Origin of the sequence: Methanobrevibacter boviskoreani JH1 (assembly GCF_000320505.1) — an archaeon.
Classification (GTDB): Archaea; Methanobacteriota; Methanobacteria; order Methanobacteriales; family Methanobacteriaceae; genus Methanarmilla; species Methanarmilla boviskoreani.
In genome coordinates, this window is sequence record NZ_BAGX02000025.1 from 1 (window position 1) to 16,708 (window position 16,708).

A 16,708-nucleotide genomic window follows, 5' to 3' on the forward strand; every position below is an offset into this window, starting at 1 on the left:
GGTATTATCTTTTTCTTGCTTGTTTAGAATTTTTAAAATGGTTTTTAATCAGTATAATTATATCTAAAAACTAATTATTTTTAAAACTATTTAGTAAAGTCACAGTTATAAAATCAAGCCATATATTTATTTAATCGTTTGATTGCACCTAATTTCTCATTATCATCTAGTTTTGACTGGTAAAGTGCATCCTTCATTGTTTCAATGGAATGATCATAAGTTTCCCTATCAACAGGATATGGGAAACCGTCTTTACCTCCATGTGCAAAACTGTATTTTACAGGATCCCTCCAGCTCGCCTTTTCACCATAAATGATATCACTGATTAATGCCAATGCCCTTATTTTCTTAGGGCCTATTCCATTAAGCATAATTAGCTCCTCATATTTTTCAGGCTGAATTTCATATGCCTTTTTAAGAACCTCGAATTCTTTATCTGACAAATCCATCTCAAGAACTGGATGATGTTGTGGCATTGTAAATTCTTCCTGATTATTGAAGTTACTGAAATCTGCAGGACTGTTATCAAAGAAATCCATTAAAGATGTTTGTTCTGGGTCTTTAGGTCTAAAGTATTTACGAAGGTGATCTGGATTGTCATTAATTAAATCGACACTAATCTTCTGTACTTCCTTACTTTCCTTAGATGCCATATTCAAGGTACTTTTTCTTTTTTTATCACAGCTTATTCCCGTGTGGGGATCTTCTAGGAAACTGTCAAACTCATCACTCATCCAATGATAGCGGCGGGCATATTTTTTATCGAGATTCATTCCTTGTTGAACAACAGCCCAATCTCCTTTTTCTGTTAGGAAGAAGTTATGTTGGTATAATGTGTAGCTGTCCTGGATACATGCATTGTCGATTTTAGCAGATAGCTTTGAGCTTTTTACAAGATTGTCTATATTTTTGTCTGAAAGATTGAAGTATTCCCCCTTGCTTTCTAATTGCCTTGGAGTTTTTTTGGAATTTTTCCCTTTACCACCTAATACAGCTATTCCGTGGTCTTCCGGTGTAAGTGCGGCTCTAAGTGCACCGCATGTTGTGGTGGTTGTACCAGAGGAATGCCAATCAAATCCTATAACACATGAGAAACTTTGAAACCAATATGGATCCGAGATTCTTTCTAAAAGCTCTTTCTGTCCATACTCTTCAAGTATGACTTCACTTATGGCCTTTGACAACTTTACCATCCTTGTCCATAACCATCTAGGCGCATGTCCTGTATGCATCGGTAAATTTGCTATTCCCTTTCTTTGCATATTAATGCCTTGACTTTATAATAATATAAATATTAAGAGTCCGTCTGAAAACTATTAATATTTTTTTCTATCTTTAATTCATCTGGTCTTTTTTCTAGTAAACAATTTCCATCTGAAAACTATTTAATTTTTTAGATAGATATAAATAAAATTTTTTATAAAAAATTAACTAACTAATTTTATGTTTAATGGTTTTTATAAGGAGGTGAATCGATGGAAAGAAATCAGCTGATTGTTATCTGTGTTTGTATTATTGTTTGTGTTACAGTAATCTGTGGATCTATTGTGATAGTAAACAACAATAATTCTAACAATGATGATTCCCAAGCAAATGTGGTTCAAAATAGTACTAATGGTTCTAATGTTGGAAATAATGGCAGCAACTCCACTTCATCTGCTGGCAGTGGTCTTGAACTTAATTCAGCGTCATTCTATTCAGATGGTAATCCGGATACAGGTGAAAGTGTCACACTAAACTTTGCAAATGGTAACTATCTTGATGACGTATATGTGACAGTTTGGTATTATAGGGATGGTGCGGCTTTAAACAGTCCAAGTGAACAATCCTATAAATTATCTAATGATCTAGCTTTTGAGGCTGTAGATAATACTCCAATGCCAGAATATCCAGATAGTGCCCGTATTAAGGTAAGATATAATGGTGTTGTAAATTACTATGACTTCTCTTTAGAAACTAGAACAGGTACTCAAACCTTAAGTCCATAATTTTAATTATTTTTTTATTTTTTATATAAAATTCTATTTTTACCTAAAATATACTTTCACCATTGGCTATTGCAACGATTGCAGGTAAATCTTTAACTTCTAATTTAAAACAGCCCTCGATTCCCTCTTCTTTAAACATGACACATTCCTTTGATATTACAGAATCTGTTAAAAGGGCCGCAACAGGAGGAGATACCACATATATGGAATTGTATTTTAAAAGGGCATCTTTTGTTTTATCATTTAATGCGCCTTTTCCAATATGGATTTTAACACCTGCCTTTGAAAGTATGGGGATGTTTGATTCTATGTCCTTTTTATTGGATGTTGTGGTGGCTATACCTGCATCACTTACTGCGGTATGCATAATAGCACTTCCTTTTATATCTATTGGAATGTCCTCATTGTTTCTAATCATTTTCGCTAATTTGGGAAGTACAGCATCCCTTCCAGTGTATATGGTTCCATTAATTAGAATCTTATCATTTATTTTTAACTGATTAAGTTCCTTATCTGATATGGGTATGTTTATATCAATCATTTTATCATTTCTAAAACGGTTTTTTTTAATCCTTTTAATTATTTCTTAATTTTTTTTCAATATAATATTCTTATTGTTTCTATAGTTATATTTTCCATTTAATTATTTTTAACTAATATTGGTTCATGGTATGATTATTCGATTTTATTCCGTTTTTTTATAAATACTACTAAATATTAAAAAATTATTTAAATGTATATAATAATAAATATAATTAATATGAATTTATATTGATTTTTCATTATGGAAAACTAAGGAGATTTTTATGATATATATTGATCCTGATTTATGTAAAGGATGTTTATTATGTGTAAACACATGTCATAAACATGTTTATACTGTTTCCAAAAAAGCAAATAAGAAAGGAGTATTTTTACCTATTCCTACTAATGAAAAAGAATGTTCTAATTGTAAAGAATGTGAGTTGTTATGTCCTGACCAAGCAATATTAGTAAACGTTCCAGAACATTGGTGGATGAATAAGAATAATACTTATGCATTTAATCCAAATTTTGCAAAGAGGAAAATATAACGATTTAACTTTTAATAGATGATTTCATAGTTTATTTAGATTAATTTTAAGATTTTTAGGAAAATTCTACAGAGAGGTTTATAAAATGGTAGAAAACTTATTTATTCAAGGTAATGAAGCTTGTGCACTTGGTGCAATTAAAGGGGGCTGCAGATTCTTTGCAGGTTATCCTATTACTCCTTCTACTGAAGTAGCTGAGAATTTGGCTAGATTACTTCCAAAATATGGAGGTTCTTTTGTTCAGATGGAAGATGAAATATCATCAATGGGTGCGGTTATTGGTGCTAGTTGGGGCGGTACCAAATCCATGACTGCAACTAGTGGTCCTGGTATTTCACTTATGCAGGAAAATTTAGGTTATGCATTCATGACAGAGACACCACTTGTGATTGTTGATGTACAAAGAGGTTCTCCTTCTACAGGTCAACCTACTATGGCAAGTCAAAGCGATATGATGCAGGCACGTTGGGGTTCCCATGGTGATTATGAGCCTATTGCATTATCTCCTTCCTCAGTACAGGAATATTTTGATTTTACAATCAAAGCATTTAACTTAGCTGAAAGATATAGGGTCCCAGTATTTTTATTAACTGAGGAATCCATTGGTCATATGAGGGAGAAAATTACAATCCCTGAGGAGGTTAAAATTACAGCAAGAAAAGAACCTACAATGGATACCGATACTTTCCTACCATTTAAGAATAGGAAAAATGCAACAAATCCTATGCCTGCATTTGGTGATGGATATAATGTTCATGTATCCGGTTTAACTCATGATGAAAGAGGTTATCCTGATACTAATAATCCTAAAACTCATGCAAGACTTGTAAAAAGACTATGTAACAAGGTTTTAAAAAATAGGGATAAAATCACACATGTTAAAGGCGAATACTTAGATGATGCAGATATAGTAATTGTAGCCTATGGGGCTCCTGTAAGATCAACTATTACCGCTGTTAAAGAGGCAAGGGAAGAAGGTATTAAAGCAGGATATTTAAAAATTGATACTCCATGGCCATTCCCAGATGAGAAAGTCAAGGCTGTTTGCGAATCTGCAAAACATGTGATTGTACCTGAGATGAACTTAGGCCAAATGGTTCATGAAGTTGAAAGGGTATCCCAGGGTGATGCAGAGGTACATCTTTTAAGTAAGATTGGTGGAGAGCTTCATAAACCTGGAGAAATATTATCTGTAATTAAGTCTGTTGGAGGTAATTAAGATGGCTGAAGAGATTGACGAATATACTATTAATGATGATTTTGAAAAACCAAAAAGAGCTGAGGCTCGTTACATTCAATATTTAAGGGAAGATAGATTACCTCACATATTCTGCCCAGGATGTGGAAACGGTACTATTATCAATACATTCTTTAAAGGCATGGAGGAAGCAAACCTGGATATTGATAATGTGGCTATGGTATCCGGTATTGGCTGTTCCTCTAGAATTCCAGGTTATGTAAAATGTGATTCACTTCACACAACCCATGGAAGGGCATTAAGTTTTGCAACAGGTTTAAAGGTTTCAAATCCTGACTTGGATGTTGTTGTCTTTACTGGTGACGGTGACTGCGCATCTATTGGTGGAAACCATTTGATTCATGCTGCAAGAAGAAACATTGATCTTACCGTTATATGCATTAACAACAATATTTATGGAATGACCGGTGGTCAAATCAGCCCAACTTCTCCAAAGGGCAGTTTCGGTTCTACCGCACCTTATGGAAATAGGGATAAACCATTCCACTTAGCTGAACTTGTAGCTGCAGCTGGTGCAACCTATGTTGCAAGATGGACCACTGCTCAAGTTGAAAGTGCAGCAAAATCTATTGAAAGAGGATTAAAAAATAAGGGATTCTCATTTATTGAGATTGTATCTCAATGTCCTACTTACTTTGGAAGAAAAAATAAGATGAAAACCCCTGTAAGTATGATTAACTTCCTTAAAGAATCTTCAATATATATTAACAATACTAAACTTATGAGTGAGCATGAACTTGAAGGAAAAATCGTTATTGGAGAATTTGTAAATAAATCAAGTTTCGAATTTACTGATAATATTCAGGAATTGTCTAAAGAAAACTATGGTAAAAAAACCCTTAGACGTTCAGCTTTTTTAAAATCTTTTGATGATGAAGAGGAATCCGAGGAATAAATAGAATTAATAGGAGATATTTTTATGAGAAAAGAAATTAGAATAGCAGGTTTTGGAGGTCAAGGTGTTATATTGGCAGGTATTATTATCGGTAAAGCTGCCTCTTTATTTGATAATATTAACGCTGTTCAAACTCAGTCTTATGGTCCTGAGGCTCGTGGAGGAGCTTCAAGATGTGAAGTCGTTATAAGTGATGAGGATATTGATTATCCGAAGGTTGAAAATCCGGATATATTGGTTGCAATGTCTCATGAAGCTTTGCTTAAATATATGGTAGATTTAAAACAAGGTGCAACCTTGATTATAGATCCTGATATGGTTGAGGAAGAAGACATTAAAGATTTCATTGAAAAACGTGAACTTAAAGTTTACCATGCAAGGGCAACTGATACAGCAGTCAATGAGGTTGGTCTTAAGATTGTAGCTAATATTGTTATGGTTGGTGCTATTACCAAAGCTACTGGAATTGTTTCTGAAGAGGCTGCTCGCCAATCTGTTCTTGATAGCGTTCCTAAAGGAACTGAAAAGAAAAATATACAAGCTTTTGAAGCAGGAATGAGAATAGTAGAAGATTAATGGGGATGTTTACATGAAATTTTTTGAATATATATCAAAGAAGTTATTTAGAGATAATGGAATTAAAACCTTAAAGGGTCATGTCGCATATTCTCCAGAGGAAGCTGTTGATATTGCAACGGATATGGGTTGTGCTGTAGCTATTAAATCCCAGGTTTTAGTTGGTGGAAGAGGTAAAGCTGGCGGAATTAAATTTGCAGATCATCCTGGAGATGTTTATGACATTGCAGATAACCTTTTAAGTAGTAAAATCAAAGGAGAACCTGTTAAAAGTTTATTAATTGAAGAAAAGGCAGACATTCAACAAGAATTCTACTTAAGTGTTTCCACAGATAGATCCACTAAGAAACCTATTATCATGGCAAGTGCTGAAGGTGGAGTGGAGATTGAAAATCTTGCTGTAACCGACCCTGATAAAATTATAAAATATCATGTAAATCCTCTAGAAGAATTCTTACCATATGAGGCACGTGATATAGCTTGTCAAATGGGTGTTGAATCTAAATATGTATCTGAAATCGGTGGAGTCATCTATAAACTCTTCAATATCTATAAAAAATATGATGCCGAGATTGCCGAAATCAATCCTTTAGTACTTACACCTGATGGAATATATGCTGCAGATGCAAAACTCACCGTTGAAAATGATGCTGTATTTAGACATCAAGATTTAATTGGTATTGGTGGAACTAAACCTAAAGAATTCGGATTTGTAAAACTTGACGGTGATATTGCAGTTCTTGGAAATGGTGCTGGTCTCACATTGACTGGTATGGACATGATTAATCTTTATGGTGGTAAACCTGCAACCTTCTTGGATATTGGTGGAGGCTCATCAGAGGAAACTATTAAAAAGGCTTTAAATCTAGTTTTAAATTACCCTCCTGTTAAAGTTGTATTCTTAAATGTATTAGGTGGTATTACCCGTGCAGATGATGTTGCAAAAGGAGTGGTAAATGCAATTAATAATACTAAAAGGAATGTTCCAATAGTTATCAGACTTACTGGTACCAATGAAGAGGAAGGTCAAAGAATATTGGAGAAAGCAGGAATTCCATTTGAAGTTTCCATGGAAAAGGCTGCAGAAAAAGCAGTTGAAATATGTAACTCTATAAAAGATTAAATTCTTCTTTTTTTATATAACCTTTTTCTATTTTTTTTAAGTTTTTTTATATATTAGGGGTATTTTTATGAAATTTTATGTGGTAAATGGAAGTCCTAGAAAGAATAGAAATACTGCCCAACTTCTTACAAAGTCTTTAGAAGGTATTAACGATACAATTAAAGTGGAATTGCCAGATGAAAAGATTAAAGTGAAATTTTTCAATCTTTATAAACTAAAATATACTGGTTGTAGAAGTTGTTTTGCTTGTAAAAGAATTAATGGTAAACACTATGGTCATTGTAATATTAAAGATGATTTAAAACCTATCTTAAAAGGTTTAGAATCTGCCGATGGTGTAGTTCTTGGAAGTCCAATATATCTATCAGATGTAACAGGTCAGATGAGATCCTTTTATGAGAGATTTATCTTTCCATATCTTGTATATGATAGGGGGGCATCATCATTGGCATCTAATATGTTACCTGTAGGATGCATATATACAATGAATCTAACTAAACAACAGTATGATGAATCCGAAGTTCCTATGGTTTTGGATTTATTTGAAAATGGTATTGAAAGGATATATGGAAAACCTTATTCTTTAAAGGTATTTGATACCTATCAATTCAAGGACTATTCCAAATATAAAAACGAGATTTTCAATCCGGAACATAAAATTAAAAGAAGAGAGGAACATTTTCCTATTGATCTACAGAATGCCTATGATCTAGGAAGGTCCCTTGCTTTAGATGCAATGGAAAGAAAATTAAATTGCAATATTTAAAAATTAAACAATACTTATTTTTTTTCTGATTTTTCTATTGTTCTTGCTTATTCCTTTGTAAGTAGTACAACACGACTTATCTCTGAGCCGTCAGTAACCTTACGTCCACAATAGGAACCTATTTTTGATGCAAAATCCTTAACCTCATTATATGTTGGCATATTATCTAGGGTTAGTCTTTCACGGGAAGAGCCTACACACATATATGCTTTAACTTCAACATAGGTCGGATCTGCAATTTCTATAAGTTTAGCATAATCCTCAGGTGAAGTCATATTTCTACCTTTAACCATGGTAATTCGTATGGCTGTATTGTTTGAAAAGCCATTAAGAATATTGAGAGATTTATTTAAATTGTCCCAACCATCATTTATTTGGGGATTGCATAAACTTCTATAGATTTTACTGTTAGGTGCGTCAAGGGAAAGATAGGTTTGAGTAGGTTCGTTTCTAAGGTTTTCCAATTTTTTATAATATTGGCCATTAGATACTAGAAATGTTGAAAAACCTCTGTGATTAAACTCACCAATAAGCTCGTCTATTTCAGGATATAGTGTTGGCTCCCCTGCAAGGGATATTGCCGCATTGGTAGGCTGTTTTAATTCCTCAAGTTTCTTTTTATCTGCTTTATCATTACCATAATAACCGCATAATAAAAGATTATGGGCTTTAATCGCCTCATCTATTATGGTTTCAGGGTCATCCCAACTACCGCTCCATTCTGTTTCTGTAAGACTTAGGTCTCTCCAACAAAATGAACATTTCTGTTGACAAAATGGAACTGCAGGTGACATCTGTAGGCATCTGTGGGATTCTATTCCATAGAATTTCTGTTTGTAACAGACACCTCTATTAACGATGCTTTCCCTTGTCCAGTGACATATTTTACATGCAGCATGACCATGTTGACCAACAAAACGGTAACCGCTATGCTCTAATATTTTCTGCTCTTCTTTACTAAGTGACATAATAATCATTAAAAATTTTTAAATATTGAAATTTTTCTATAAATGCAATTATAATATTTTAATTTTTATTAAAACTAATATAATTATATTTATTTTTTAATATAATTAATTTTAATTTGAGATTTATTAATCTTTAAAAATATTTATATTTAATTGGATATATTATTATTTGAAAATTAAAAAAATTGAACTTTAATTAACGAGGTATTTCATGGCAAGTATAAAAACTCCTGTAGTTATTTTAAACTTTAAGACATATTTGGAAGCAAGTGGGGAAAAAGCTTTAGATTTAGCTAAATCTTTAGAGAGTGCAGCTGATGAAACTGGTATTACAATGGTTGCTGCTCCTCAAGCATGTGATATTTATAGGATTAAAGAAGAGACAAGTATTCCAGTTTTATCCCAACATATTGATGCTATTGCACCTGGAAGTCATACCGGTTCTACTTTATTTGAAGCTTTAGTGGATAATGGTATTGACGGTTCATTAATTAATCACTCCGAGAAAAGATTGACTTTGGCAGATATTCAATCTGTCAATCAGAAATTACATGATGAGGAATTAATATCATGTATCTGTACAAACAATGTTGAAACCAGTGTGGCTGCTGCTTGTTTTAATCCTGATATTGTAGCTATTGAACCACCACAACTTATAGGTACCGGTGTTTCTGTATCCCAGGCAGAACCTGAAGTTGTTGAAGGTACTGTAACTAAGGTAAAAGAGATCAATCCGGATGTAAAAGTTTTATGTGGTGCCGGCATATCTACTGGTGAGGATATGCGTGCTGCAATAGACTTAGGTGCTGAAGGTGTGCTTCTTGCATCAGGCATTGTAAAAGCTGAAAATCCTAAAAAAGCTTTAGTTGATCTTGTAAGTAAATTATAATCATTAACTATTTTTTATTTTACTTCTTTAACTTCTTTTAAATATTTTCATAATTAAATCCATTGAATGTATTGGTAATTTTTTATGGTTTTTAACTTATTTTTTTAATGTATTCTAATAATTAATTTTAATGATTTTGTGGTATTTTACTTATTTTTTAAGTTTATTCTATTTTAAAAATATTTAAATAGTTTTAAAAATAATATAACTTATAAAAACAATTTTTAAAGATATTATGATTAAATTTAGACAATTAAAAGACTCCGATAATATTTACCAGATTGCTGATTTTATTTATCAAACAGATAGAACATTTGATAAGCTTTTTAATAACCGTAAAAACTCTATAAAAGCAATCGGTATAATGATTAAATCAGATATTGTTAATCCTTATCATAGAAAATTCTTAACAGTTGCATATGATGACGATCATGATGAGGATATTCTGGGTATTGTCTTAGCTTATAGGGGGGAAGATTTTACCTATTCTGATGTTAAATCAGCATTGTTCGAGACAGGATGTTCTAACTTCATTAAGATAAATCTGTTTCCATTATATGATTATCTTTTTGCCTCACATGTAGGTGATAACGATTACTATATTGGAAATCTATTTGTAAATCCTAACTTTAGACATAATAGGCTAGGTTCAAAATTAGTAAAATTTTGTATTGATAAGGCAAAAGACCTAAACTGCGATAGTGTCATGCTTGATGTGGAATATTTCAAGAAGGAACTTCCTAACTTCTATATGAAATTGGGTTTTAAATATGACAGTAAACATTGGATTGATTTTCTAGGATATTCCAATGGCTGTTATGGAATGAAATTAAGTTTGAAATAATTATAGGATGTCTCTTTAGATTGTATATTGTAGATTGTGAAAGTTGATCAATCACTTAAAAGATTATTTAAGATTAAATATAATAATATAAAATAATTACTATTTTCAGGTGTTATGATGGAAAGAGTTGATAATGTTATAGCTATTATTGGAATGGATTTGGATTCTAATACATATGTATTTGATGATGTCATTGTAGATCCAGGTACTGGCCGCAATATAAATTATTTGGCTGATAGTTTAAAAGAAGCAGGTAAATCCTTTGATGATTTTAATAGAATTGTAAATACCCATTGCCACTTTGACCATGTTGGGGGAGACGAATATCTGCAAAAGGAATATGGTCTTGAAGTTTATATGCATGAGGAGGATGCTAAATTTATAGAAAATGAGGATGGTGACACTACTGTATCTACAAGTTTCGGTTCTAGGGTTCCTGATATTAATATAAATAAACTTAAAGAGGGAGACATGATTAATGATTTTAAGGTGTTAAATACTCCTGGACATACTATTGGGGGTATTTGTTTATATGACGGTAAGTCTTTAATTGCAGGGGATACTGTATTTTCCAATGGTAGTTTTGGAAGAAGCGATTATCCAACAGGAAATACTGATGAAATGAAAAAATCATTAGCACGTCTTGCCCAACTGGATGTTAAAAATTTGTTTACAGGTCATGGTCCTTATATTGTTGGTGAAGGAAACAGACATGTAAAATTATCAAGTGACAATGCCAATAAATGGTATTGAATCTATTTTAAATATTCATCTGGAAGATATTTTTTTTAAAAACATACCTTTAATTAAAAATTTAAAAAATTACTTTTTGATTTTTTTATAATTTTTATTCTGATTTTTACTAAATTTTATTAAACATAAATTACAAAGTATTTCATAATATATTTTAATAGAGTGAGACAATGGCTGGTAAGTTTTATACTATTGATGATTTTGATGTTGAAGGAAAAACAGTGCTTTTAAGAATTGATATTAATTCTCCGGTTGATCCAAATACTGGAGTAATATTGGATGATACAAGGATGAAATTACATGTTAAAACTATCACTGAATTAGCACGTAAAGGTGCTAGGGTGATTCTTTTAGCCCATCAATCACGTCCTGGTAAAAAGGATTTTACAACTTTAAGGCAACATTCAAAAGTATTGACCCGTCTTTTAAATCGTAAAGTTCATTATGTTGATTCTATTTTCTCAACTCCTGCTAAAATTGCAATTAATAATCTTCGTCCCGGTGAGGTTCTACTCCTTGAGAATGTCAGATTTTTTGCAGAAGAATCATTAAAACGTCCAGTTGAACAGCAAGCTCAATCTATTATAGTTAGGGAACTTTCTCCATTAATCGATTTCTTTGTTAATGATGCATTTGCAGCAGCTCATAGAGGTCAGGTCTCTCTTGTAGGATTTACATTAAATACACCTTCTGCAGCAGGCCGTGTAATGGAACATGAATTAAATGTAATTATGAATACTTTGGATAATGTTGAATCTCCATGTGTATTTGCTTTAGGTGGTATGAAAGCCGATGATTCAATCATGGTTGCAGAAAATGTGTGTAAGAATGGCACTGCTGATTATGTTTTAACTAGTGGTTTGGTTGCAAATATCTTTCTTGCAGCAGCCGGATATGATATTGGCCAGGTTAATATGGACTTTATTAAATCCCAGGGATATATTGATCAGATAGATGTATGTAAAAGATTACTTGAAGAATATCCTGATAATATTATCTATCCTGAGGATGTAGCTATTGAGAAGGATGAGGAAAGGGTAGATGTTCCAGTAGACAATATTCCAAATTATTCCATATTTGATATTGGCAAAAAAACAAGTGCCAGATATTCAAAGATTATCTTAAATGCTAAGACAATATTTGCCAATGGTCCTGCAGGCGTATTCGAGGATTCAAGATTTTCAATAGGTACCGAGGATATTATTAATTCCATCGCCTCATCAAAGGGATACTCTATCATTGGGGGAGGTCATATTGGTGCCGCTACTGTAAGTATGGGTTATGAAAATAAGGTTGACCATGTAAGTAGTGGTGGTGGGGCTTGTATAAATCTTCTTGCAGGCAAGAAATTAGATGCTGTAGAGGCATTAATTGACAATAAGTCTAGGCATGTTTATCATTAATTCTTTCAATCCTTCTAGTTAATTATTATATTGATGATTCTGCATCTTTTACTTTTTTTTTATTTGTTCTTATTTTCGCTCCGTATTCTTTTCTTTTTTGCTTAAAATATAACCAATTAATAAATCCCATTTTTCATATTAAATAAAAAAATTTAATAATTCTTATTTTTAAATATACTATTAAAATTAATAGGGGGTGTAATGAAATGAAATTATATAGGAAATCTTTATTAATTTTAATGGTTCTATCAGTGCTATTTTTATGTTTAGGTTCAATTTCTGCTGCTGATTTAAATAATGGTTCAAACTTGAATCATAATTTGAGTACTGCAAACAATAATTTAGAAAATCCTCAGATTGTAGGTAATTCTGAAGATGATCAGCCTGTTTACTATATCGAATCAGATGATTCAGACATGGATTATGGTGACGGTACCTATTACAGTGTTGCTGTTAAATGTAATGGTGATCCAGTTTCCTATGAACCAGTTGATTTTTATGTGGATGATAAGTTTTATGGTTCAGATTATACCGATGACGATGGCAATGCAGGGGTATATTTATCTGACTTGGATTTGGGATATCATACAATAAGCACTGTTCTTAACAATACTCCGGATACTTATTCTATTAATTCTATTACTGTTTATGATGATTCTAGTTTTAAACTTGTAGGATATAATTTAAAGAAGTATTATGGTGCCTCTAATCGTTTTACTGTTAAATTAACTGCAGACGGAAATCCTGTATCTGGAAGACTTGTGGATGTAACAGTTTCCAAACATACTTATACTATTGAAACTAATGAAAATGGTATCGCTTCTTTAGCTATTAATCTAGGGCCAGGTAAGTATATTGTCACTTCTAAATCTCATGGTAAAACTGTTAGAAACACTATTAATGTATTAAAGATGCCTTCTAAATTTAAAATACTCAGTGGTTATAAAATTAAAAAAGGATCTTACTTTTCAGTTAAATTATTAGATAAAAATAATAGGATTATTAAAGGCAAAAAAGTAGTTTTACGTATTAATGGTAAAAACAATGTTGTAAAAACAGATTCTGATGGTATTGCAAAATTTAAGATTGATGTTTATCCTAAAACTTATAAGATATCCATTAGTATGGGTCAAAAGGAGTATTCTGCTAAGACGGTAAGTAAATATGTCCGCATACTTCCACCAGACGTGTTTGTTACAGGCCGTCCTAAAGATAAAACAACACGATGTAGGGGTATGGTTGTTTATCATACAGTTAAAGCTCACTACACCTATGTGGGACCATGTTATTATGTTGGCAAGGTAAAAAAATATGGTACTGTTTATAGGAAATATGAAAGTGCATATATATACTGGTTTAAATGTAATAAACCCGATTATCATAATGAATATTTTAGAGAGTCTATGTTAGAAGACGGTGGTCTTAACTATATATCTTTTACATATCCAGGTTATACATATGTAAAGGTAGGAGCTAAGGTACCTTCCTGTAATTTTGAAAAGGTAGAACGTAAAATTTTCGGATAATTAAATAATTTTTTTTTTAAAAGGAGGTATTTAAGATTCAATTCCATACTTTAATAGTAACTAGAATGGTGTTTGGTTTTTAAATCCCCTTTTATAATATATTTTTTTTAAAATCAGAATTTCTTAAACAATTCTCTTTTTTTATTCTTAAATGAAGTTAACTTATTTTGTCAATTATTTCTAGTTAAAGCTATTTTATTGGTTGATGCCCTTATTTATTTGGTAGTCCATCTAATTTCAAATTTTATATATGTAAAGATTCATATAATATAAAGTATATTATTAATGATTATTTATTTATAAAATTAGGGAGGATTAATATGGAAGATATAGACTATTCATTATACTTAGTTACTAATAGTACAGATAAAAGAAATCAAGAATTCCTCAATATTGTTGAAGATAGTTTAAAAGGAGGAGTAAGTGTAGTACAAGTACGTGAAAAGGAACTTGATCTTATACCTTTCTATGAAAAAGCAAAAGCAGTTAAGGAAATAACTGATAAATTTGATGTGCCTCTTATAATTAATGATAGATTAAGTATTGCAATTGCTTTAGGTGCAGACGGAGCACATGTAGGGCAAGATGATATTGACGGTGCAGTTGCAAGGGATATACTTGGTCCAGATAGAATTTTAGGTATTTCAGCATCTACTGTTGAGGAAGCCGTAAAGGCAGAGGAAGATGGTGCAGACTATATTGGATGTGGTGCAGTATTTCCAACTTCAACAAAAGACGATGCGGACTCTGTGGATATTGAAGAATTTAAAAAAATTAAAAAAGCTGTAAGTATTCCCGTTGTAGCTATTGGTGGAATCAAGGAAAATAATGTCAAGGAACTTAAAGGTTCTAATGCTGATGGTATTGCTGTGGTATCTGCAATTATGGACTCAGATAATCCTGAGAAAACTAGTGAAAACTTGCTTAATGAATTTAAAAATCTTTAATCTTTCTATTTTTTTCCATTAGGTCTTATTTTAGATAGATTGTATTAAAAGACATACCTTATTTTTTATAACTTATTTTAATCCATTTTTAATAGAATCTCTACTATTTTTTTTATAAGTTATCTTAATTTTTTTTTAATGAAACATTTTTTCAACGGCGCTTTATTCTATTGTTTTAGGTAAACTCGATTTTTTCATAATTGTCCTATTAAATAAATTAGGTATTTTATAATAATTTTCAATTAAACTAGCTATTTTATAATATTAATTAATTAAGTAAATCTTGACTGTTTTAAGTGTAAGTATATAAAAAAGTTAAAAAAATTAAATATTTAAAACGTGTTTTTTAAAAAAAGAGACTTAAATGTGTTTAAAACCGGTTTTTATTTTTAAAAGAAAGTTAAATATAGACTTAATCTATATTTAAAAATAAGTATATTATAATTCGAGTTTTTCTAGTTTTGCTCTTTTTAGGATAGTGTCATTATTGATTTTATATAATTCGTCAATGAGTATATTTCTAAAGCTTCCAGATCCAAGATTATTTTCCCTTGAATATTCTGCAGCTATCTCTCCAGATATTCCCATTGCTAATCCTGCAGCTATTGTTGCTATTAATGGATTGTCATTGGAACCTACAAATCCTCCAACAATGGATGATAACATACAGCCGGAACCTGTAATACGTGGCATGAGACTGTCACCATTTTTAATGGTATATGTTTCCCTACCATTGGAGATTATGTCTATTGGACCACTAGCCATTACAGTTGTATTTAATCCTTTTGCTAATTCTTTAACAATTCTAGCATTATTCTCTAGATTGTCCTCGGAAATAATATCACTGTCTGCTACGTCCACACCTTTAGCTTTTGTTAAATCAAGATTGTCTAAAAAACCAAAGTAACTGCACATGGTTTTAATCTCAGACATATTTCCACGTACAACAGTTATTTTATTATCTTTCGCTATTTTGCTTACAATGGTATTTCTATAATTACTTACTCCAAATCCAACCGGATCTAAAACAATGGGAGTATCTGTTTTATTTGCCTCATCTGCTGCAATAAACATTGATCCAGCTTGACTTTGAGTAATGGTTCCAATATTTAATACAAGAGCCTGTTCAATACTAACTATTTCCCTCTGTTCTAATACCTCATCACTCATTAGTGGTGATGCGCCTATTGCAAGCAATGCATTCGCACAGTCATTAACAGTTACCTTATTTGTAATACATTGAGTTAGTGGAACCCTTTCTCTAAGATTATTTAATGCTTTAATTGTTTCATTTAACATTTCTTCACATTTCATATGATTTACCTTTATAATATTTGTAGATTGAAATACTTATTAAATTGATTTTTAGATTAAAATAATATTTGTTAAGATTAATTTATGGTTTAAATTTCTATCTGAATCAAGTCTTAAATTATAAACATTTATTAAATTGGTTTATAGCCTAAGTTAAAATGTCTTCTAATTATATGGGAATTCAATATACTTTAAATTCAATTAAGATTAATCTAAAATATTATTATCTGTTTTTTTATTATCAATCTTTAAAAATATAATTTTTCAATTGTTATATTTGTTTTTATTACATAAATATTTAAAATCTTTATGGTGATTTATAGGTTTAATTAAAATGATTGAATCAATATTGTTATTTGATTTAATTAAATTAATTATTTTTTAA

At 31.3% G+C, this 16,708-nt stretch carries 17 protein-coding genes; 13 read left to right on the top strand and 4 right to left on the bottom strand.

The genetic code is table 11. The annotated features are described in order from the left end of the window. Window positions 1-113 precede the first annotated feature (113 nt). On the bottom strand, window positions 114-1,262 hold the full coding sequence (locus ON24_RS07040; RefSeq protein WP_040682442.1) for a DUF763 domain-containing protein: 1,149 nt from the start codon (window positions 1,260-1,262) through the stop codon (window positions 114-116). 213 nt (window positions 1,263-1,475) lie between these two features. Between ON24_RS07040 and ON24_RS07045 the strand changes: the two genes are divergently transcribed. Next, the gene (locus ON24_RS07045; RefSeq protein ID WP_040682443.1) at window positions 1,476-1,988 is read left to right on the top strand and encodes a hypothetical protein; all 513 of its coding nucleotides are present in this window, start codon (window positions 1,476-1,478) and stop codon (window positions 1,986-1,988) included. A 43-nt stretch (window positions 1,989-2,031) separates the two neighbouring features. On the opposite strand, the gene ON24_RS07050 is transcribed toward ON24_RS07045, so the two are convergent. Further along, complete coding sequence (locus ON24_RS07050; RefSeq protein ID WP_255349074.1) at window positions 2,032-2,559, bottom strand: fumarate hydratase C-terminal domain-containing protein; 528 nt, start codon at window positions 2,557-2,559, stop codon at window positions 2,032-2,034. Window positions 2,560-2,794: 235 nt separating this feature from the next. Here ON24_RS07050 and ON24_RS07055 point away from each other — a divergent pair, with 235 nt between their 5' ends. The 6 genes from ON24_RS07055 (at window position 2,795) to ON24_RS07080 (ending at window position 7,679) form a co-directional block, all read left to right on the top strand. After that, window positions 2,795-3,061: a 4Fe-4S dicluster domain-containing protein gene (locus ON24_RS07055; protein WP_016357943.1), complete on the top strand. Its 267-nt coding sequence runs from the start codon at window positions 2,795-2,797 to the stop codon at window positions 3,059-3,061. An 85-nt stretch (window positions 3,062-3,146) separates the two neighbouring features. Continuing rightward, a complete protein-coding gene (locus ON24_RS07060) occupies window positions 3,147-4,280 on the top strand; it encodes a 2-oxoacid:acceptor oxidoreductase subunit alpha (RefSeq protein ID WP_040682444.1) in 1,134 nt (377 codons plus the stop codon). 1 nt (window position 4,281) lies between these two features. Continuing rightward, window positions 4,282-5,214, top strand: coding sequence for a 2-oxoacid:ferredoxin oxidoreductase subunit beta (locus ON24_RS07065; protein ID WP_050553588.1), 933 nt, complete (start codon window positions 4,282-4,284; stop codon window positions 5,212-5,214). A gap of 24 nt (window positions 5,215-5,238) precedes the next feature. Next, window positions 5,239-5,790, top strand: coding sequence for a 2-oxoacid:ferredoxin oxidoreductase subunit gamma (locus ON24_RS07070; protein WP_040682445.1), 552 nt, complete (start codon window positions 5,239-5,241; stop codon window positions 5,788-5,790). A 13-nt stretch (window positions 5,791-5,803) separates the two neighbouring features. Beyond that, the gene (sucC, locus tag ON24_RS07075; RefSeq protein ID WP_040682446.1) at window positions 5,804-6,913 is read left to right on the top strand and encodes an ADP-forming succinate--CoA ligase subunit beta; all 1,110 of its coding nucleotides are present in this window, start codon (window positions 5,804-5,806) and stop codon (window positions 6,911-6,913) included. A gap of 67 nt (window positions 6,914-6,980) precedes the next feature. Beyond that, entirely contained in the window at window positions 6,981-7,679 is a 699-nt protein-coding gene (locus ON24_RS07080; RefSeq protein WP_040682447.1) for a flavodoxin family protein, read from the top strand. A 47-nt stretch (window positions 7,680-7,726) separates the two neighbouring features. Here ON24_RS07080 and twy1 read toward each other — a convergent pair whose 3' ends face one another. Next, window positions 7,727-8,647, bottom strand: coding sequence for a 4-demethylwyosine synthase TYW1 (twy1, locus tag ON24_RS07085; protein WP_016357949.1), 921 nt, complete (start codon window positions 8,645-8,647; stop codon window positions 7,727-7,729). Window positions 8,648-8,867: 220 nt separating this feature from the next. Between twy1 and tpiA the strand changes: the two genes are divergently transcribed. The 6 genes from tpiA (at window position 8,868) to thiE (ending at window position 15,009) form a co-directional block, all read left to right on the top strand. After that, window positions 8,868-9,536, top strand: coding sequence for a triose-phosphate isomerase (gene tpiA / locus ON24_RS07090; protein ID WP_040682456.1), 669 nt, complete (start codon window positions 8,868-8,870; stop codon window positions 9,534-9,536). A 235-nt stretch (window positions 9,537-9,771) separates the two neighbouring features. Next, on the top strand, window positions 9,772-10,380 hold the full coding sequence (locus ON24_RS07095; protein WP_040682448.1) for a GNAT family N-acetyltransferase: 609 nt from the start codon (window positions 9,772-9,774) through the stop codon (window positions 10,378-10,380). 117 nt (window positions 10,381-10,497) lie between these two features. After that, window positions 10,498-11,133, top strand: coding sequence for an MBL fold metallo-hydrolase (locus ON24_RS07100; protein ID WP_016357952.1), 636 nt, complete (start codon window positions 10,498-10,500; stop codon window positions 11,131-11,133). 170 nt (window positions 11,134-11,303) lie between these two features. Further along, entirely contained in the window at window positions 11,304-12,536 is a 1,233-nt protein-coding gene (locus ON24_RS07105) for a phosphoglycerate kinase (RefSeq protein WP_040682449.1), read from the top strand. Window positions 12,537-12,742: 206 nt separating this feature from the next. Next, a complete protein-coding gene (locus ON24_RS07110) occupies window positions 12,743-14,062 on the top strand; it encodes a collagen binding domain-containing protein (RefSeq protein ID WP_040682450.1) in 1,320 nt (439 codons plus the stop codon). A 320-nt stretch (window positions 14,063-14,382) separates the two neighbouring features. Beyond that, a complete protein-coding gene (gene thiE / locus ON24_RS07115) occupies window positions 14,383-15,009 on the top strand; it encodes a thiamine phosphate synthase (RefSeq protein ID WP_016357955.1) in 627 nt (208 codons plus the stop codon). A 438-nt stretch (window positions 15,010-15,447) separates the two neighbouring features. Here thiE and thiM read toward each other — a convergent pair whose 3' ends face one another. Further along, on the bottom strand, window positions 15,448-16,323 hold the full coding sequence (gene thiM / locus ON24_RS07120) for a hydroxyethylthiazole kinase (RefSeq protein WP_050553589.1): 876 nt from the start codon (window positions 16,321-16,323) through the stop codon (window positions 15,448-15,450). Between the last annotated feature and the right edge of the window lie 385 nt (window positions 16,324-16,708).